This is a genomic window from Paenarthrobacter sp. 10L412, from assembly GCF_056395565.1.
Map to the genome: position 1 here is coordinate 255,124 of NZ_JBFTJT010000006.1, position 19,939 is coordinate 275,062.

General features: G+C 62.4%; 16 protein-coding genes. 4 read left to right on the plus strand and 12 right to left on the minus strand.

Annotated features, from left to right (window positions below; all coding sequences use genetic code 11):
* Positions 1 to 7: 7 nt before the first annotated feature.
* The gene (locus AC1DD7_RS09230; protein WP_477514696.1) at positions 8 to 1,351 is read right to left on the minus strand and encodes a geranylgeranyl reductase family protein; all 1,344 of its coding nucleotides are present in this window, start codon (positions 1,349 to 1,351) and stop codon (positions 8 to 10) included.
* Positions 1,352 to 1,373: 22 nt separating this feature from the next.
* The gene (locus tag AC1DD7_RS09235; protein WP_477514697.1) at positions 1,374 to 2,144 is read right to left on the minus strand and encodes a demethylmenaquinone methyltransferase; all 771 of its coding nucleotides are present in this window, start codon (positions 2,142 to 2,144) and stop codon (positions 1,374 to 1,376) included.
* A gap of 91 nt (positions 2,145 to 2,235) precedes the next feature.
* On the opposite strand from AC1DD7_RS09235, the gene AC1DD7_RS09240 reads away from it, so the two are divergent.
* The 4 genes from AC1DD7_RS09240 to AC1DD7_RS09255 all read left to right on the plus strand — a co-directional run bounded on the left by AC1DD7_RS09240 (position 2,236) and on the right by AC1DD7_RS09255 (position 6,262).
* Entirely contained in the window at positions 2,236 to 3,600 is a 1,365-nt protein-coding gene (locus tag AC1DD7_RS09240; RefSeq protein WP_477514698.1) for an isochorismate synthase, read from the plus strand.
* A gap of 158 nt (positions 3,601 to 3,758) precedes the next feature.
* Complete coding sequence (locus tag AC1DD7_RS09245) at positions 3,759 to 4,562, plus strand: ABC transporter substrate-binding protein (RefSeq protein ID WP_477514699.1); 804 nt, start codon at positions 3,759 to 3,761, stop codon at positions 4,560 to 4,562.
* 102 nt (positions 4,563 to 4,664) lie between these two features.
* Positions 4,665 to 5,456, plus strand: coding sequence for an amino acid ABC transporter permease (locus AC1DD7_RS09250; protein WP_223934202.1), 792 nt, complete (start codon positions 4,665 to 4,667; stop codon positions 5,454 to 5,456).
* Positions 5,457 to 5,467: 11 nt separating this feature from the next.
* Positions 5,468 to 6,262, plus strand: a complete 795-nt coding sequence (locus AC1DD7_RS09255; protein ID WP_442016497.1) for an amino acid ABC transporter ATP-binding protein — start codon at positions 5,468 to 5,470, stop codon at positions 6,260 to 6,262.
* A gap of 142 nt (positions 6,263 to 6,404) precedes the next feature.
* Here AC1DD7_RS09255 and AC1DD7_RS09260 read toward each other — a convergent pair whose 3' ends face one another.
* From AC1DD7_RS09260 to AC1DD7_RS09305, 10 genes are all read right to left on the minus strand, one after another.
* A complete protein-coding gene (locus AC1DD7_RS09260) occupies positions 6,405 to 7,358 on the minus strand; it encodes a hypothetical protein (RefSeq protein WP_477514700.1) in 954 nt (317 codons plus the stop codon).
* 256 nt (positions 7,359 to 7,614) lie between these two features.
* Complete coding sequence (gene menD / locus AC1DD7_RS09265) at positions 7,615 to 9,324, minus strand: 2-succinyl-5-enolpyruvyl-6-hydroxy-3-cyclohexene-1-carboxylic-acid synthase (RefSeq protein ID WP_477514701.1); 1,710 nt, start codon at positions 9,322 to 9,324, stop codon at positions 7,615 to 7,617.
* Positions 9,325 to 9,676: 352 nt separating this feature from the next.
* Positions 9,677 to 11,767: a PhoX family protein gene (locus AC1DD7_RS09270; RefSeq protein ID WP_477514702.1), complete on the minus strand. Its 2,091-nt coding sequence runs from the start codon at positions 11,765 to 11,767 to the stop codon at positions 9,677 to 9,679.
* 76 nt (positions 11,768 to 11,843) lie between these two features.
* The gene (locus AC1DD7_RS09275) at positions 11,844 to 12,872 is read right to left on the minus strand and encodes an o-succinylbenzoate synthase (RefSeq protein ID WP_477514703.1); all 1,029 of its coding nucleotides are present in this window, start codon (positions 12,870 to 12,872) and stop codon (positions 11,844 to 11,846) included.
* Between the two features lie 48 nt (positions 12,873 to 12,920).
* Entirely contained in the window at positions 12,921 to 14,030 is a 1,110-nt protein-coding gene (locus AC1DD7_RS09280) for a Gfo/Idh/MocA family protein (protein ID WP_477514886.1), read from the minus strand.
* A gap of 67 nt (positions 14,031 to 14,097) precedes the next feature.
* Complete coding sequence (locus AC1DD7_RS09285) at positions 14,098 to 15,219, minus strand: Gfo/Idh/MocA family protein (RefSeq protein WP_477514704.1); 1,122 nt, start codon at positions 15,217 to 15,219, stop codon at positions 14,098 to 14,100.
* A complete protein-coding gene (locus AC1DD7_RS09290; RefSeq protein ID WP_477514705.1) occupies positions 15,216 to 15,968 on the minus strand; it encodes a sugar phosphate isomerase/epimerase family protein in 753 nt (250 codons plus the stop codon). Before AC1DD7_RS09290 ends, AC1DD7_RS09285 begins: the two co-directional genes overlap by 4 nt.
* Before the next feature lie 72 nt (positions 15,969 to 16,040).
* Entirely contained in the window at positions 16,041 to 18,023 is a 1,983-nt protein-coding gene (locus tag AC1DD7_RS09295; RefSeq protein ID WP_477514706.1) for a discoidin domain-containing protein, read from the minus strand.
* A 49-nt stretch (positions 18,024 to 18,072) separates the two neighbouring features.
* On the minus strand, positions 18,073 to 18,885 hold the full coding sequence (locus tag AC1DD7_RS09300) for a carbohydrate ABC transporter permease (protein WP_477514887.1): 813 nt from the start codon (positions 18,883 to 18,885) through the stop codon (positions 18,073 to 18,075).
* A 93-nt stretch (positions 18,886 to 18,978) separates the two neighbouring features.
* Positions 18,979 to 19,938 (minus strand): carbohydrate ABC transporter permease, encoded by a 960-nt coding sequence (locus tag AC1DD7_RS09305; protein WP_477514707.1) that lies wholly within the window; start codon positions 19,936 to 19,938, stop codon positions 18,979 to 18,981.
* Position 19,939 lies beyond the last annotated feature (1 nt).

Here is a 19,939-nt window from a genome sequence, read left to right on the forward strand (position 1 = left end):
CTTAACCCTAACTAGTTGTTGCGGAAACCGCGGTGTCGGAGTCTGCCGCCTTAAAAGGGCGGACAGAGGAAGTGTTGGACGTGGCCGGAACGAGCATCTCAAGGACGCGGATTACGCGGTCTTCGAAGCCCTTTGCGGACGGGTCCGTGAGGTTGGCGAGCATACGCACCACAAAGCGCATCAACATTGGAATCGGCATACCCGTTCGCAGGGCAAGCTTCATCACGGCCGGCTTCCCGATCAAGGAAGCAAACATTCGACCCAAAGTGAAGTGCGATCCCCACTGGTCCCGCACATAGTCCGCGTACCGCGAAAGGTGGGCGTCGGCGTCGTCGGCGGTCCATCCGGCGGAGGCCGAACGTGAAGCAGAGTCAATCAGGAACTCGGCCGCGAACCGGGCCGACTCCATGGCGTAGGAGATGCCCTCGCCGTTAAACGGGGACACCATGCCGCCGGCGTCGCCCAGCAGGAGCAGCCCGGGCGAATAGTGAGGTGTGCGGTTGAAGCCCATGGGCAGCGCGGCGCCGCGGATCTCCCCCACCCGATTCTCGGGGGTGAAGCCCCAGTCGGCGGGCATTCCAGCGGTCCATTCGCGCAGGACTTGCTTGTAATCCAGCTTGCCGAATTCTTTGGAAGAGTTCAGTATTCCAAGGCCGACGTTGGACGTTCCGTCGCCGACGCCAAACACCCAGCCGTAGCCGGGCAGCGGTTTGCCCGACTTGCCAGGGAGCTCCAGCCAGCCTTCCATCCAGTCGTCTTCGTGCCTGGGAGATGTGAAGTACGTGCGAACGGCGACACCCAGTGGGCGGTCGTCACGCTTGTGCATACCCAGCGACACGGCGGTTCGCGTGGAATTGCCGTCCGCAGCCAGTACGACGTCGGCATGGAAGTCGCCCGTTTCGCCGGTCTTGCGTCCGGACTCGTCAAGGATGGACGCCCGTGCGCCGATGACGCGCCCATCGTCAGACTGCAAGGCTGAAGTGACGCTATGGCGTTCAAGCACGACGGCGCCCGCGGACTGCGCGTGACGGGCCAACTCTTCGTCGAACCCCAGACGTGTCCGAATCAGTCCGTACGTGGGAAAGTCTGAAACCTCGGGCCACGGCAGCTCAATGGTACGGCCGCCTGCAATGAGTCGAAGCCCCTTGTTTCGGCGCCAGCCCTCGGACTCAGCATGCGGCAATCCGAGCTTCTGGATCTCACGGACGGCGCGCGGGGTCAGACCGTCGCCGCAAACTTTTTCGCGGGGAAAGGAAGTCTTTTCCAGCACTGTGACATCAATGCCGGCTTGGGCGAGGTAATAGGCCGCGGTGGACCCAGCGGGCCCCGCGCCAACAATCAGTACTTTCACGTCGTCCTAAATAAGTGGCACGTCAGCTGGGCTGGCTGCCGGACCGGCGCGGTTTGATCTGGCGGCGGAGCTTGGCCACGGGAACGCTTTCGCGGTGCTCGGCCGGCTTCTGCGCGCGGTGTACCGCGACGATGCCGCCGCTGAGGTTGCGGTAGGTGATGTCCGTCCAGCCTGCTTCGCTGAGCCACTGGGCCAGGTGGTCCTGGTCCGGCCAGGCGCGGATGGATTCGGCGAGGTACACGTACGCATCCGGGTTGGAGGAGACCTTGGTGGCGATGGCCGGGAGGGCGCGCATCAGGTATTCGGTGTAGAGGTTGCGCCACAGCGGCACCACGGGGTGGGAGAACTCGGCGATGACCAGCCGGCCGCCCGGCTTGGTGACGCGCAGCATTTCCTCGAGGGCTTTGCGCGGTTCGACAACGTTCCGCAGGCCGAAGGAAATGGTGGAAGCGTCAAAGCTGCTGTCCGCGAACGGCAGGTTGGTGGCATCTCCGGCGATGAAGTCGATGTCCGGGCGGCGGCGTTTGCCCACTTTGAGCATGCCCAGGGAGAAGTCGCAGGCCACAACATTCACACCGGCATCGGCGTACGGTTCGCTGGAGGTGCCCGTTCCAGCGGCAAGGTCCAGGACCTTCTGGCCCACCTTCACATCCATGGCATCCACCACGATCCGGCGCCACCGACGCGTCTGCCCCATGGAGAGGACGTCATTCACGACGTCGTATTTAGGGGCGACATCGTCAAACATCGTCGCAACTTCGTCCGGACGCTTTTCCAAGGATGCTCGGTTCACCCTGCAATTGTCTCAGACATTCAGCCGACTTTGCTGCGCTGTAGAACTCGGCTCAGGTTCTGGCGGCACGCGGGAGTACTGTTGTTCCATCATGACGAGCACGCTCCGTACCTTGACAGTCCCCCTCGATGTCGAATCATCCTCCGGGGGGCTGCCGTCGTTTCTGGTCCGGGACGACGTCCTCTGCTGGTCACGCCGCGAAGCCGGCCTGGTGGGGTACGGCGAGCTGACACGGTTCAACGCCTCGGGCCCTGAGCGCTTCCTTGAGGCTGATATCTGGTGGCGGCACCTCATTCTTGAGGCCGAAATCACTGATCACGTGGAGATTCCAGGCACTGGCCCGGTTGCGTTCGGATCGTTCGCTTTTTCCAAGATGTCCCCGCACGTTTCCCGGCTGATCGTCCCTGAGATGGTGATTGGCATGCGCGACGGCCGCGCCTGGGCCACCCAACTAACGTTCGACGACGCCGAGCTCACCGAGGCGGGCGTCCTCGCCGCCCTGGACCGCTGGCTGACAAGCGCCGACCCATGCGAAGACGATGGTGAGGCCCTAGCGGCAGGAGGGGCCGACGTCGGGCTGTCACCTGACGCTCTTTCGCCCAACGATGCGGCTGGTTACCTCAGCCGCGGTTCCTTGAGCGAAATGGATTGGATGCAGGCCGTCTCCAACGGCGTGGCGGAAATCCGCACCGGCAAGCTGGAGAAACTTGTCCTGGCGCGCGACGTCGTAGCCAACCTTCCTGCCGGCGTGAACGCTGCGGAGGTGCTTCGCCAGCTGGCGGCACGGTACCGGGAATGCTGGACGTATGGTGTTGACGGCCTGGTGGGTGCGACACCTGAAATGCTGATTCAGGTGGAGGGTCGCACGGCCCAGGCCCGCGTGCTGGCCGGAACGTTGGATCGCCGCGACGCCGAAGGTGTAGACGGATCCCCCATGGCGTACGCCGAGCGGGTTCTGGCCGGATCTGAAAAGCAGCGCCACGAGCACGAAATCGCGATTGATTCGCTGACCCGCCAGCTGGCGCCGTTTTCCGAGGCGATGAACTCCCACAGCGAGCCCTTCATTCTGGAACTGCCCAATGTGTGGCATCTGGCCTCGGACGTCAAAGCTGAGCTTGCTGATATCGAAGGCCATGTGCCCACGTGCTTGGCCCTGATCAACGCGCTGCATCCAACTGCAGCTGTCTGCGGAACGCCTACCTTGGTGGCCGGTGCGCTGATCCGAAAACTGGAGCACCTGGACCGTGGCCCCTATGCCGGGCCGGTGGGTTGGCTGGACGCTGCCGGCAATGGCGAATGGGGCATCGCTTTGCGCGGTGCGGTCATCGAGGACGCCAATACAGTGCGCCTTTACGCGGGCTGCGGGATCGTGGAGGGTTCACAGCCGGAGGCTGAGCTTGCCGAGACGTGGGCTAAATTCCGGCCAATGCTTGAGGCCCTGGGCATTCAGCGTTGAATCTGGGATCTCAGACTGGGACTCGCCGAGGGCGCTTGCATATTCGCTAAACTAGTTATCCAATAGTGAAACTTAGTTTCCTGTGATGCACATCTCAGGTTCGGCGCTACACTAAAACCGACTCAGTTCAGCATCCACTGCAACAAAAGGTAAAAAACATGCAGATCTCCCGTTCGGTTCTGTCCGGCACCAAGATGGCCGCCGTGCTCGCAGCAGGCGTCCTGGCCCTGACCGCCTGCGGTGGTGGCTCCTCCACCCCGGCAGCCTCAAGTGGATCGGGCCCCAAGCTCATCAACGCCGGCAAGCTCACGGTGTGCTCGGATGTCCCTTACGAGCCCTTCGAGTTCCAGAAGGACGGCAAGATCGTCGGCTTCGACATGGACATCGCCAATGAACTGGCCAAGGACCTCAAGGCCGAACTCAACGTGGTGGACAGCTCCTTCGAAGCAATCGAGACCGGCACCGCGCTCACTGGTTGCGACGTCTCCATCTCCTCGATCTCCATCACGGACACCCGCAAGAACGTCATGGACTTCTCCAACCCGTACCTTGACGACGACCTCACCCTCGTGGCCACCTCGTCTTCCGGCATCAGCAACCTCGACGGCGCCAAGGGCAAGAAGGTGGGCGTCCAGCAGGCCACCACCGGCGCCCAGTACGCCAAGGACAAGGGAATCGACGCGCAGCAGTTCGAAGACTCCGGGCTCCTGGTCCAGGCCCTCAAGGCAGGCACCATCGACGCCGCCGTCGGCAACCAGTCGGTTCTGGGTTACGCCATCAAGGACGACTCCAAGCTCAAGCGCGTCGAAGACTACGCAACGGGCGAGAAGCTGGGCATCTCCATCAAAAAGGGCAACACCGCCATGGCGGACGCCGTCAATGCCACGCTTAAGCGCCTCACTGATGACGGCTCCATGAAGAAGTTCGAGACGACCTGGTTCGGCGAAGCCACCAAGAAGTAGTCCGAGCCCCGGCTCCCAAGAATCACGCAGGCGGGCCCCGCAACGATCTGTTTAGGCAGTCCGTTCGGGGCCCCACCTGCGCAACACGAATGTGAGAACACCATGGCAATGACTGCACGTCAACGAGCCAAAGTCAGTCTGTACGTCCAGGCCGGGATCTTCGTTGTGGCCGTGGCCGCAGTGATCCTCGCCGTGGATTGGAAGACCGTTGGAAACAGCGTCTTCAACTTCGCCAAAATTGGCCCGATGTTCCCCGACATCTTCCTCATCGGCCTCAAGAACACCCTCATCTATACGGCGCTTGCCTTCGTTGTGGGCCTCTCCGGTGGTCTGCTGCTCGCCTTGATGAAGCTCTCCTCTTTCCCGCTGTACCGCTGGCTCGCCACCGGATACATCGAGTTCTTCCGCGGCGTCCCCGCCCTGCTGGTGTTCATCGCCTTTGGCTACGGCGTGCCCCTGGCCTTCGGCGTTCAGTGGGACGTCAACATCGTGGTGATGGTCTCCCTCGGTATGGTGGCCTCCGCATACATCGCCGAAACCCTGCGCGCTGGCCTCCAAGCCGTTCCCAAGGGACAGATGGAAGCCGCCCGCTCCCTTGGCATGCCGCACTGGCGCGCGATGGTCTCCATCGTCATTCCGCAGGCGTTCAAGATCGTCCTGCCGCCGTTGACCAACGAGATCATCCTGCTCACCAAGGACTCCTCGCTGATCTACGTCCTGGGCCTCACCGCGTCCCAGTATGAGCTGACCAAGTTTGGCCGCGACGGCATCTCCAGCCTCGGAGCCGGGCTGACCCCGTTGCTCGTGGCCGGCGCTTTCTACCTGGTCATCACCATCCCCTTGAGCCTCCTGGCACGGAAGTTCGAAAGCCGCTCCGCGCGGACGAAGCGATAGGCAGGACAGTCATGAACGACGTCGTCAACAACTCAGCGACCGTCCAGGCCGCGGGCGTGAACATCAAGGACCTGCGCAAGTCCTACGGAAGCAATGAAGTCCTCAAAGGAATCTCGCTGACCGTGAAACCAGGTCAGGTTGTCTGCCTGATCGGCCCTTCCGGTTCCGGAAAGTCCACCCTCCTGCGCTGCGTGAACCTGCTTGAGCACCCCAATGCGGGCACCATCAACGTGGGCAAGTTCGAGGCAACCGACCCCGACGTAGACCTCAACCGCATGCGTCAAAGCGTTGGCATGGTGTTCCAGCACTTCAACCTGTTCCCCCACCTCAGCGTGCTGGACAACTGCACCATCTCCCAGATGAAGGTCCTCAAGCGGTCCAAGTCCGAGGCCGCCGAGGTGGCCCGCCGCAACCTGGAGCGCGTTGGCCTTGGACACTTGGCTGACCGTTTCCCGGACCAGCTCTCCGGTGGCCAGCAGCAGCGCGTAGCCATTGCACGCGCGCTGTCCATGGACCCGCAGCTGATGCTCTTCGACGAGCCAACCTCTGCCCTTGACCCGGAGACGGTGGGCGATGTCCTTGCCGTTATGCGCAAGCTGGCCCAGGAAGGCATGACCATGCTGGTTGTTACCCACGAGATGGGCTTTGCCCGCGAAGTGGCTGACCGTGTGGTCTTCATGGATGCCGGCGTCGTCGTGGAAGAGGGCCCGGCGGAACACGTCATCAGCGCTCCGACCCAGGCACGAACCAAGGAATTCCTGCGTCGCGTCCTGGACCCGACGCACATCGACGTCGTGGAGGACTAGGTCCGTCGGGCTCGCTGATTCTTGCGGCTTGCTGGACAGCTGGCGCCGCGTATCTTCTTCCGCGCCACGCATCTTCTTCAGCGCCACAAATACGGGAGGGCGACACCTATATATAGGTGGCGCCCTCCCGTATTTGTGGCAGCTATGAATTTGCGTGTCCTGCAGAAGCACGACGGCGGCGGGGAACCCCGGCTGTCACAAGCTCACGTTCCAGCTTGCCAACTGTCAGGTCACTCCACACCAACCGGAACACACTTCTCCCTGTGGCACGTATCGCATCTTCGCGGCTCTTCTCGTCGATCACAACCTGAGAGGGTGTCCGGCCATTCAGGAATTCCGGTTTCAGATACTTTTCGCGGCCGTCGAATTCCCCCACCACCCTGGCGTCCTTCCAGTAATAGTCCGTATAGACGACTCCTACTTTCGTTCGAACTTCATACTGCAACTCGGGAGCAGCGAAACCGGCGAGATGCATGAGCCCCCGACAGTAGGACTCCCCCGGCGAACCTGAATTTGTAGCAGCAAATTGAACAACCGCTGCCACGCGCTTTGCGGCGGCCTTCGAATACCGGGCATCAATATCATTCAGCAGCTCATCCCTCGTTACGGGTTTGCGATGACGTCCCTGGGATAAGAGGAAATCCATGGGAACAACAGCCTCGGCAAATGGCACGGAGGCTGCGATGTCCAGTGCCGTCCTGACCCGGCCCGTCACCAGGAAACCGTTCGTTTCCTCGGCTTCCTGGAGACCATCGCTGACATAGTGCCGTCGGACGCCTGCTCTGGACCTTCCCCCGCCGGCGTAGGAGCTGAGTGCGTGAACGGGTTGTCGTCCGACGATCGTCGGAATGCCATGAATGGTGGCCGCGGAGTGGTGCGAGAACACCGTGGCGGACGTAAATGTCTCAGCAGCAGCCGCAACACTCAGGGCATAACGCTCCCATCTCTCCAGGGCTGCCCAGCTTTTCGCATCGACATAGACTCCGTGGCGGACTCTCACGAGATTCCCACTCTTCGCTGCCATCGACAGTTTGCGGGAGTCCCCGCCAATGAGGGACAAGTCCTTGGCAAGAATGAGTTTGGGTAGGGTCCGCATGGAGCAAGTCTTTAGACTCGCCGGGTCAAAGAGGAGGGCTTGGTGGCCGTATGTGGAAATCTCAGCGCACCCTTCCGGATGTATGCGGCCACCCTCACGGGATCCGCCACCCGTGAGGACTCCGGCACGACACTCGAACTGCCTGCTGACACATATGCCCGCTAGTGACACCCATATCCAAGTGTCACCTGTCCCTATTAGCAGCGGGGAGACATGTATGTGGCGTGGGCGAATTTGGGTGGCGTGGAAAGCCCCGTTAGCCTGCCGTCAACACCTTGCCCACGGCACCGGAAACTGCTTCCTTGATGCGGGCATGAAGTCCCCGCAGGCCTGCCCGGTCCACGCGCACCTCCACGATGGTGCGTCCCTTCAGCGGCGACTTGAGCGCCTCCGCGAGTTCCGCCGTCGTGCTTACCGCCTGATGTCCGACGCCGTACGCGGCCGCGAGTGCCGCGATGTCTACGGAGTGTGGGGTGCTGAACAGGCGTTCGACGGCGGTGTCGTAGGCCCCTGAGTCCTCCACCGCACCGTGTTCGAGGAGGCTGAAAATGGCGCCACCGGAGTCGTTAAGGACCACAATCCGGAGATCGGGAATGGGTTCGCCGTGGCCGAGAAGCAGTCCGCCGGCGTCGTGCAGGAAGGTGACGTCGCCTAGGAGAAGCGTGGTTTCACGTCCACTGCCCAGGGCAATTCCGGTGGCCGTGGCGATAGTGCCGTCGATGCCGGCGAGGCCGCGGTTGGCGTAGACGGTGGCGATGGGGTCGGGGTGGGGTTGGCCGGCGAGGTCGACGTCGCGGATGCCGTTGGAGGATCCCAGGACCAATTTGCCGCGCGAGTGCTCCCAGACGGTGGCTCCGACGGAAGGACCGTTGGCAGCCGACTCCCCTGCCAATATTCCATCCAAGGCATGTTGGGCGGCAGCACCGGCCAGGAGCCAGGAATCCAGCCACTCGGCAGAGCCCCTGCCTGCAAACGCGGCCAACTCGGGGAGGGTTTCGATGGGTGTCTCGCGGCGTCGGCCGGCCTCGTACCAGGCCACAGGGACCGGCTGGTAAATGGCAGATTCGATGGCGGGGCGGGCCAAGAGCGCGGCTACCGGCCTGGAAAGAGTGGCCCGACCGAAAAGGACCACACGCTCGATCGGTGCAGCCGAGTCCGGACCGAAGTGCTCCAACAACACCCGGTATGGGCCCACGGCATTGGGGCCGAATCGCGCGTTGGATGAAGGTTCGGCAAGCAAGGGAAGGCCGTGCGCGCGTGCGAAGGCCTCGGCCACCGGACCAGCGTCATGGCCTGCCAGAACCACGGTGCGTCGTTCGGCGAGTTCGGTGGATGCCGCCGGAAGATCCAACGCTTGGGGACCGGCGTCGTAATGGAACACGCTGTGACCAGCCGCAGTGGGAAGGGCATCGCCGGGGCCTGGAACCAGGGGGTCCCGGAACGCGAGGTTCACTTGCACCGGGCCCGGCGGCGTGTCCTCGAGGGCGCCCGTGGCAGCATACAGCGCGGTGGCAACTGCCCTCTGGGGACTGTCCCCCGCGGGGACGTCGACGGCGAAGCGAACGTGATCGCCGAACAAGTCCAGTTGAGCTGTGGTCTGGTTCGCCCCGGTTCCGTGAAGTTCCTCCGGCCTGTCCGCGGAGACCACCACCAGCGGCACGGCTGAGTGGTTGGCCTCCATCACGGCGGGCAGAAGATTCCCGACGGCGGTACCCGAGGTTGTCAGGACGGCGGCGGCTGCTTCGGTTGCGAGGGCAAGTCCGAGGGCCGTGAATCCGGCATCCCGTTCATCGATCCGGACATGCAGGAGAACTTTGCCCGCAGCCTCTGCCTCCGCGAGGGCGTAGGCCATGGGCGCAGAACGCGAACCCGGCGCCACCACCACGTGCCGGACACCGCCGTCGAGCAATGCCGTAACGGCGATTCTGGCGGCGGCGATGGATGTCAGAGAGTCCTGGGAAGTCACCGTTCCAGTCTATTGGCGTCCACCGGACCCCAATCCCTCTCTCACATCCAACCGGCTTCCACGGGATCTTCTCTCACATCCAACCGGCTTCCACCGGACGTTCTCTCACATCCAACCGGCTTCCACCGGACGCTCTCTCACATCATGCCGGCTTCCACGGGACGCTCTCACATCGTGCCAGCCAGGAAGGGACCGACCCGAGCCGTCGGGAAGTGAGAGAAGGACCGTCAGAACGCCGCAGGACGTGAGAGAAGATCCGTCAAAAGGCCGCAGGAAGTGAGAGAAGATCCGGAGAGGCAGAAACGCTCCCCCACCCGTCAACCCGGGCGAGGGAGCGATTCTGCCGACTACGCTACTTGCGGAATACCTGGACGATCGACGGTCGCGGCGCCCTAACAGCACCGGCCGCCGGGGTGACTCCAGCGTCCACGTAGTCCGGGAAGAACGAGTGCTGGTCCGCGAACGTTCCTTCCTCTCCCGGGTGCTGAACGGCGACGAAAACGGTGCGCTCCTCGTCGTGGATGATCGGACCGCAGGTTTCGGCGTCTCGGGGAACAGCGAGGAACTGCTCCACCTTTCCGCGCTCGGGGCCGTCGAGGGTGACCTTGAACAGCCCGTCTGCGTAGCCGATGGTGGACGGTGCACCATCGGTTGAGATCCAGAGGTTGCCTATGGAGTCGAAGGCCACGTTGTCCGGGCAGGAGATCGGGGAAACCTTGTCCGCCGGGAATCCTGAGAAGTACGTGGACGTGTTCTTGGCGGGGTCACCGGCCACCAGCAGCAGGGTCCAATTGAACTTGGTGCCGGTCTGATCCGGGCCTTCAGTGATTTCCACGATATGGCCGTCACGGTTCAGCGTACGGGGGTTGACCTCGGTGGCGCCTTCCTTGCCCACCTTGCCGCGGTCCGAGTTGTTGGTGCAGGCCACATAAACCTTGCCGGTGAGCAGGTTGGGCTGGACGTCTTCGCAACGGTCCATCTTGGTGGGGCCAACCTTGTCAGCGGCCAGACGTGTGTAGACCAGGACTTCAGCAACAGACATGCCGGGAACCGCCGAGACGCCACCCACCACCAGCGGCAACCACTCGCCGGTGCCGTCAAATGCACCGTCGGCGGGAACCTTGCCCGTGCCGTCAATTTCTGCAGCCGCGGAGTCCCCTGTGAAGCGGGCAACGTAGAGGTCACCTTCGGAGAGCAGGCTCATGTTGTTCTTCCGCGCCTCAGCCGAGTCGCCGGGCTGGTACTTGCCCTTGGACACGAACTTGTAGAGGTAGTCGAAGCGCTCGTCATCACCCATGTACGCCACAACCTGGCCCGACGGAGCGACAATCACGTTGGCGCCCTCATGCTTGAAGCGGCCCATGGCGGAGTGCTTCTTCGGAGTCGCGGTGGGGTCGAATGGGTCAACTTCAACGATCCAGCCGAAGCGGTTGGTCTCGTTGGCGTAACCGGCGTTGCGCGTATCGAAGCGCGGCTCGTCGAGTTCCCACTGACGCGTGGTCGCTTTCGCGGAGAGGCCGTAGCGCTTGTCGGAATCGCTGGTGCCGGGGGCGGCAAAGTAACCGTTGAAGTTCTCTTCACCGGAGAGGATGGTGCCCCACGGGGTGGTGCCGCCGGAGCAGTTGCCCAAGGTTCCCTTGATCCAGCGGCCCTCCGGGTCATCGATTGTCTTGACCAGGTTGGTGCCTGCAGCAGCGCCGGTCAGCTCATAGACGGTGTCCGTGAGGAAGCGCCGATTCAGGGGTGCACCCTGAACGTAGCCCCAGGGCTGGTTCTTGTTCTTGCGCTCCAACTCCACCACCGTCAGGCCGTGACCGGCCCGGCCGATGGCGCGGGCTTCGGCGGCGTCAAAGCCTACCGGCAGCATGATGTTCTCATTGGTGTATTCGTGGTTCGTGAACAAGACGGCTCGGCGATCCTTGGAGCCGGGAACGGGGATGATGTCCGTGTAGTCGTTGTTGTAGCCGAATTGGCGTGCCTGGGCTGCAGCAGTCTGCGCGTTGAGGTCGAAGGCTGGGGAATCGGCGAAAAGGGGGTCACCCCAGCGGATGATCGGCTTCCAGTCGAACCCCTCTGGAACCGCGAAAGCGTCAACGGCGGCGTCAACCGGCTTGATTGCCGTGAACTGGAGCTTGGACTTCCCGAAGCCCTTCTTGGCTGCGTCCGACAATCCGTTCCCGGCATCGGCGACTGCAGGTTCGGCCCCAGTCACTGCACTACCAAGTACGACGGCGAGAGCACCGGCGGCGCCAAGCCCCAGGGCTGCGCGGCGGGTCATCGCCGTTGAAGCGATGTCGCGGAAGTAGCCGTTGGAGCTCGTGTTGCAAACATCGCCGGCACAGGCGTTGTCGCACTTGAGCGCACACGTGACGGCACTGCGCTTGCCTTTGGTGTGGCCGAACATGGGCAGCAGCGGGAACGTGCGTCCGGTGGTATCAGACATGAGGGGACCTTCCAGAGAATGTACGAGGTTCCCGCTGAGCTTTTCAGCGCAATCCGAATCCGAGAGGACTCTCTGGTTAAGTTTCGGTGAACAGGTCTTCTTGCGAGGAAGCGAGTGCCGAATGTACGCGTCGCAGCCTCTCAAACCACCAGTCGCGACGCTCCCCCGGAGCCGCATACTGCTCCATCAGCCCAGCGTCGGCGACCGCATCGCGAAGGTGGATGGCGCCGTCGTCGGCTACCAAGGGGTCCAGGGTGATGTCCGAGGCGAAGAGCGAAACGGTGCCAAGCCCGCAGGCGTATGGCAGCGAAGGCAGCGCGGCCGCGAGCGCCAGACCAGCACGGATCCCGATGGAGGTATCGAGGGCGGAACTGACGACGGCGGGGAGGCCGGCTTGGGCGACGATGTCCAGGGCGCGTGCCACTCCCCCAAGCGGCGCGACCTTGACGACGATCAGATCCGCGGCCCCTGCCCTTGCGACACGAAGGGGGTCCGCCTCTTTCCGGACGCTTTCATCGGCGGCTATCAGAACGGTCGTTCGCCTGGCGGCAAGGCGACGTCGCACCTCAGCCAGACCCTCAATGTCCGGTACCGGTTGCTCTGCATATTCAAGTCCGACAACTGACAGTTTGCCCAATGCTTCCACAGCCTGGTCAACATCCCAGCCCCCGTTCGCATCGACGCGGATGGCGGCGTCGGGAAGGGCGTCTCGCACAGCGGTGACCCTTGCGACGTCCTCGGCAAGAGACTGACCACGCTCAGCAACTTTGATCTTGACGGCATCCACCCGGCCAAACCGAGCAAGTACCTCCGGCACCCGTTCCGCAGGGACTGCGGGAACGGTGGCGTTTACGGGAATGCTGTCCCGAAGAGCTGGAGGGAACCCGATCCAGCCCGCTTCCAAGGCAGCAGCGAGCCAGCGCGAGGATTCGTCGTCGTCGTATTCCGGAAAAGGGCAGAATTCACCCCAACCCAGCGGCCCTTTCAACAGGAGGGTTTCCCGCTCCATGATGCCGCGGAACTTCACGCGCATGGGCAGTGAAACGACGTGGGCGTTGTCCAGGAGTTCTTCGAGCGAGGGCAAATCAGGAAGGCGAGCAGGCATATTGCCACTGTACCGGCGGCTCCTCACGCCTAACTCAGACGAATGAGGTTATGTGGACAACTGGACCAGGGAGCTTTTGGCGGCCGCGGACTCTTCCACGGCAGCGAGGATGTGCTGAACGTTGAGGCCTTCTTCGAACGACGGCGAGGGCTGCTTTCCGTCCCGAATGGCAAGGAGGAAGTCCCGGATTTGGTGCGTGAAAGTGTGCTCCCAGCCGATGATGTGCCCTTGGGGCCACCAGGCTCTGAGGTAGGGGTGTTCCGGTTCGTTGACCAGGATCCGTCGGAAGCCTTGCTCTCTGATAGGTGCGGTCGCGTCCAGGAAACCGAGCTCGTTCAGGTTCTCGAGATCAAAAGTCAACGACCCGAGTGAGCCATACACTTCGATGAGGAGACTGTTCTTTCTCCCCGTGGCCACACGGGAAGCCTCGACTGAAGCGCCAACGTTTCCTGTGAGGCCAAGGGTTGCCCAGGCAGCGTCGTCCACCGTCACCTCTTCCAAGCCTTCGGGACCGGGACGCTCGGCAACGAAAGTCCTCAGTGTGCCGGTGACCTCCGTGACGGTTTGGCCGGTGAGGAACAGTATCTGGTCAATAGCGTGGGAGGCGATGTCCCCCAAAGCGCCGGAGCCAGCCATTTCCTTCCGCAAACGCCAGGTCATGGGTGATTTAGCGTCGGCAAGCCAATCCTGGAGGTATGCGGCGCGGACGTGACGAACTGTGCCCAATCGTCCCTCGGCGATCAGTTCGCGGGCCAACGCCAGGGCGGGAACCCGGCGGTAGTTGAACCCGATCATGGACTGCACGCCCTTTCCCCGGGCGGTACCGGCGGCTGCGGTCATGGCTTCGGCTTCAGCCAGGGTATTGGCCAGAGGTTTCTCGACGAGGACATGCTTGCCGGCGTCCAGCGCGGCGATGGCGATTTCTGCGTGCATCCAGCCAGGGGCGCAGATATCGACGATGTGGATGTCGTCCCGCTCCATGACGGACCGCCAGTCGGTGGCGGACTCGGTCCAACCGTACTTGGCGGCGGCCTCGGCTACCAGGGAGGCGTCGCGGCCTACCAGGACCTTCTGTTCGAAGGCCGGAACGTCGAAAAAGCTTGCTACGTTCCGCCATGCATGTGAATGGACCTTGCCCATGAAGGCGTAACCAATCATGGCCACCCCCAAAGGACGGGTCTGTTCCCGCTCGAGGTTTTGTTTCGGGGATTTCAAGGCGGGTCTCCTAGAGTGTTTGGGCTGACGGTTCCCAGTCCTCCGGGAGGGCAGCGGAGGTTGGGGCAGAGCTTTCGACGTCTATGAAAGCGCCGGATTCGATTGATTCATTGATTGAGACCATGGCGTCCAGGACGTGGTAGGCGAGGGTCCCCGTGGCCCGGTGTGGGACGCCTGCGCGGATGGAACGTGCCATGTCCAGCACTCCCAAACCGCGGCCGTCTGCAGGACCGGTGGCTGGAATCGTGGTCCAGTCCTCATCCCCGGCCTTCCAGATACGGACGTCACCGTGGAATTCGTTGGGATCAGGAAGGGAAATGGTGGCGTCCGTCCCTGTGATCTCCACGAATCCCATCCGGTCACGTGGTGATTCGAAGCTGAAGACGCTGTGGGACGATGCCCCGTTGTCGAATTGCGCCATGGCGGAAACATGCGTGGGGACGTCGACGGCGAATTCCTCCCCTGCCTTTGGTCCGTACCCGATCACGCGCATTTCCTTGGCTTTTGAGCCGAGGGCAGCAACCCGTCGGACAGACCCGAAGGTCTGAACGAGGGCGGTGAGATAGTAAGGGCCCATGTCGAACAAGGGTCCGGCGCCGTACTGGAACAGGAAACCGGGGTTGGGGTGCCAGGATTCCGGGCCAGGTGTCTGGAAGGTGGTCATGGCCGTGAGGGGCGTTCCGATATCCCCGCGCTCGATAATCCGCCGCGCCGTCTGCAGCCCCGCGCCGAGGAACGTATCGGGCGCGCAACCCAGACGGATACGTGCTGCGTCGGCTGCCTTCAGCAGGCCGAGCCCGGATTCCCGGTCCAAAGAAAACGGCTTTTCGGTCCAGACGTGTTTTCCCGCCTGGACCGCAGCAGTCGCAACTTCCACATGCGCGGCCGGGATGGTCAGGTTCACTACGATTTCGACGTCGGGATGGTTCAGCGCCGCTTCGACCTCACCCCACTCGGGGACGCCGTACTCATTGGCCCGCGACTTGGCGGCATCCTCAAACAGGTCCGCGATGATGTGGACTTTCAGGTCAGGGAAGCGTGTGAGGTTATCCAGGTACTGTTTGCTGATATTGCCGGCGCCGATAACGGCGATCCCGACGGGACCGCTGCCGGTCCCAACAACGCCGTTCATGCCATCTCTCCTGCGTTTACTGCTGCGTTCTCCAGATACCTCAAGCTCTGGGTGATGCCTTCGAAGATGTCCCCTGCGTAGTCGTCGAACTCAACGACGCCCACTTCGAGAGACTTGGCCGCCGCAATGACGTCCAGGACAGCGATCCGGCCCTGGCCAGCGGGTTGCTGCGCTTTGATGTCGGCAGTTATCGGGCCGTCCTTGATATGGATGAACTTCACCCGCTCACCGAGCCGCCGGAGGAGGGCTTCGGGATCCTGTCCTCCCACCGCAGCCCAGTAAACATCCACCTCCAAGACAACCTCCGGATCCAGCAGCCCGGCGAAGTACTCAAGCGCCGTCCGGCCCTCTATCACCGACGCCAGTTCCCACTCGTGGTTGTGATACCCCACCCGAATTCCGTGCCCGGCGCCCTTCTTCGCCGCGGCATTGAGCTTTTCAGCCGTGGCCTGGATGTCCTCGGCCTTTTGCCAATGCTCTGCTGGCAGGAAGGGATCAATTACCGTTGTGATGCCTAATTCCTTGGCAGCCTCGAAGATTTTGTCCTGGTCCTGACTCATCAGCGGGGCATGGCCGGAAGGTGCCGATAAGCCGTGCTCGGCCAGTGCAGCACCGAGCTCCTTGGCGGTGGCCACGAAGTCGTAAGGCTCCACTTGGGTGAAGCCGATCTCTGCGACCTTGCGGATGGCACCCGGGAGATCATCCTCCATGGCGTTGCGAAGGGTGAACAGTTGAATTGAATATGGCATTTGATTCCTTGGAGATTGGGGCTGTGACGGAAGAGTCGATCTCTGGCCACTAAGCGTGGTGGCTGCTGAAGTTCAGCTGTAAAGACGCACGTCAGCGATGCTCCACCAGTTGCCAGCGTCGCCTGTGGAAGAGATGCGTATATAGCGGGCGTTGGTCGCTGCCGTGTCGATGTTCGTTAGCTGCGCGGTGCCAGTGCCACTGGCTTTGAGGGCCCAGTTCGTGCCATCAGCCGAGGTTTCGAGCTGCCAGTTGCGGGCGTAGTCTCCGAGGTTGCCTCCGGAATCCACCGCGACGCGGCTGAACTTCTTTACCTTGCCCAAGTCGACGGTGAGGTTCTGGCCTGCCGCCTGCGCCTGGCCACTTGACCAGCGGGTGGAAGCGTCCCCGTCGATGGCCAGCGGTGCGTCTGCCGCAGAACTCGTCGCGATCGCCGTCGCGCCGGTGATGTCCACCGGTGCGAGGTCGTCCTCGAGTGCTTTCGACGGCGGCCAGGTGAAGGTCGCCAATGCGCCTCCGGGCAGGGTGTACTCGAATGAGCGGGAGCCCACCGATACGGCGAACGAGCGTGGTTCGTCGTTTTCGTTGTGCACGACGAGGGCGGTGGAGCCGTCGGGGTTTCGGAATGCGGCGTCCATGATCTGGCCGTTCCACCCTGTCGTGCCAAAGGAGGTACTGGCGACCCGCACGGCGCCGGGCTTCACAAACTTCGATAGGTGGCCGATGGTGTAATACTCGGCGTTCGTCGTCACGGTTCCGTCTGGATGTGCTGTGACAAGCCCCGTGCAGGTACTGCACCCACCTAAGTGCGGGCCGCCGTTTTCGTCGAGGGCAATGTTCCAGTTCACTGCGGTTTTGGCCCAATTACGTGTGACGCCCAGAGTCACGGTGCGGGCGTGCCAAGTCAGGGTGTCGCGGAAGAACTTAGCTGGCGGGTCATCAACCCCGTGCGAACCGGAACATTCGGTGAACCAGATGTCCTTATTGGGAAACTGGTTGTGCAGCGCCGTCTGGGCGCTGGGGTCTCCGTAGTAGCAATGGAAGGCAGTCCCGGCGATCCATTTCGACGCCTTGCTGGACAGCAGTTGGGCGGCATAGTCGGTTTCAGGGTCCTGGCCTGCGGGTGTCTTGGCGATGTCATCCGGGTGCGTAGCCCAGTTGTGGTCGTAGCCGAGGATCTTCGTGGCAGGGCTCTCCCGCTTGAGCATGGGCCCAAGGGCAGAGATCACCCTGGCTTCGTCAGCGACCGGCATGTCCGTGCCAGGATAGCCATCCGGCTTCCGGAACTGGGGTTCGTTCTGCACGGTCAGATAGTCGATCGGTACGCCCGCGTCCGCGTATGCCGTCACAAACTTGGTGAGGTATTTGGCGTAAGCGTCGGCGTAGGGCTGGCCGGTTTTGAGAGTCCCGCCGTTAAGGGACTCGCCCGTCTTCATCCATGCCGGAGGGCTCCATGGCGTTGCGACGATCTTGAGGGCGGGGTTCAGTTTTTTGGCTTGGCGCAGAAGAGGCAGGATCTGCGCCTCGTCGTGTTTGATGCTGAACTTGTCCATCGGGAAGTCGGTCTCGCCCAGAGGCACGTCGTCGTAGGTGTAATGCGCAGCCGCCGCCGTGAAGTCCGAGGAGCCCACGGGTTGGCGGAGGAAACTAACGCCGATCCCGGCTTGGGGGTCGAAGAGCTTGCGCATGGTCGCTTCCCGCTGGGCTGGACTGAGCCCGGAGATCACGGCGGCCGAGGAGTCTGTTATGGAGGCGCCAAAGCCGTCCATGGTCTGGTAAGTCGTTTCGGGATCGATCACGATCGTCGGAAGTGACGAGGCAGCGGACCCGAATGGTACCGGCGCCTGCTCGTCCAGGAGCTTCGACTGGTCCACCGTGGTGAGCCACACACGCGCCTGCGGTGGCTCCTCCTTTGCCACTGCAGGGCTGCCGACGGAGGACGCGGCCAGGATCGCGGTAGCGGCAACCGCCGCTGCTGACCGACGTCGAAATTTGGCCATGGCGCCCGGGGCGCGCTGTTCACGGCTTGGCCTACACAATTCAGCGGGGACGGTCATAGCTGCTTCCTTGGATGTGAGTGATGGTATCGGGAGGACTGTGAAGGGCTCATTTGATGCCGGTCGCTGCAACGCCTTGGATGAAGAATCGCTGCAGGCAAATGAAAAGCACCACGATGGGGGCGATGACCAGCACCGAGCCAGCCAGCAGCAGCCCGTAATCTGTCGCGCTTTCACCGGTCGAGAACAGGGACAACGCGACGGGCAGCGTGTACTTGTCCTCGCTCTGGGCAGCGACCAGGGGCCAGAGGAAGTTATTCCATGATCCGAGGAAGGTGAGGATCCCCAATGTGGCCAGCGGCGGTCCGCAAAGCGGCATAACGATCCTGGTGAAGGTCCGCAATTCACCGGCCCCGTCGATCCTTGCCGCCTCGATCAGCGAATCCGGGATCCCCATCATGAACTGCCGCATAAGAAAAACGCCCAGGGGTGAGACGAGGAAAGGCAGGATCAGCGCCGGGTAGGTGTTGACCAAGCCCAGCTTGCTGACCATGACAAACAGTGGCACGAATGTCACAACGCCCGGAACCATGAGGGTCACCATCACCAGCAGGAACAGGACCTTCTTTCCCGCGAAGTCCATCTTGGCCAGGGCGTAGCCCACCATTGAACAGAACAGAAGGTTTCCCAGGACCGTGACGACGGCAACGATGAGGCTGTTCATGAAGAAGAGATCTATGTGCAGATCGGTGAACCAGCGCACGTAGTTGTCCAAGGTGGGGTTCTGGGGCCACCATGTGACGGGTCGGCGAAGAAGCTCCCCCTGGGTTTTGAAGGATCCCAGCAGCATCCAGACAAAGGGCAATATGGTTGCGGCTCCGGCAAGAATCAGTCCGCCATATACCCACGGCTGTTTTCCCATGCCGGACTGCTTGCGCGTCGTGACGGCTCTGTGGGGCGCCGGGCGCACCGGCGCTGCAGGAGCGATTTTTGTATTGGTCATCGTCTACTCGCTTCAGTCTTTGGAGCGGAGGGTACGGAATTGGATCAGGCTCAGCAGCGCTATCGCTATGAACAGCACGTAGCTGGCGGCCGAGGCCAGGCCATACTTACCGAACCCGAACTGGTTGAAGGTGAAGTAACTCACCGAGAGCGTGGAGTCCAGGGGACCACCCTTGGTCATCACGAAAGGCTCCTCAAAGAACTGCAGGAACCCAACCGAGAGCAAGACGGCGCCCAGCAGTAGGGTGGGGCGAAGGATAGGGAGTGTGACCCTGACGAATCTCTGCCAGGCGTTGGCGCCGTCCACCTGGGCCGCTTCAAGGATCTCGGTGGGGACGTTTTGCAGCCCGGCCAGGAAGATGATCATCAAGGTGCCCATGTTCCGCCAGACCGCCATCAGAATCATGGCCGGCATGGCCCATTCGGTGCTGTTCAGCCAATCCGGCCCCGCAATGCCCATCCAGCCCAGCACGAGGTTCAGTAGCCCGTCCGGTTGCAGGATGAACCGCCATACGACGGCGATGGCGACGATGCTGGTCACCACCGGTGTGTAGAAGCCGACCCTGAAGGCGCTGCGGAACCGTGTAATGCCGTTGTTCAGTGCCACAGCCAAGGCCAGGCCCGCTGCCATGGTCAACGGGATTCCGACGACGACGAAGTAGCCCGTGTTGAGCAGCGAGTGAAGGAACTGCTGATTGGCGAACAACTCAGAGAATTGGTCCAGGCCGACGAAGCCGACACTGAAGGGGTTCCTGACGTCCTTGCTGGTGAAGTCCGTGAAGGACATCACGAATGAGGACAGCAGCGGCATCAGCATGAAGACACCGAATATGAGGACGAATGGCAGGGCGAACAGCCAGGCGACCAGTGTTTTCCTGCGGCGTCTGGCGGCTGGACTACGGTGTTCCGGCGTCCGGGGCAGGCCAGCGGACGGGGTCCGGCCGGTCTGCCCCGTGGCCGTTGTGGCGGTCATG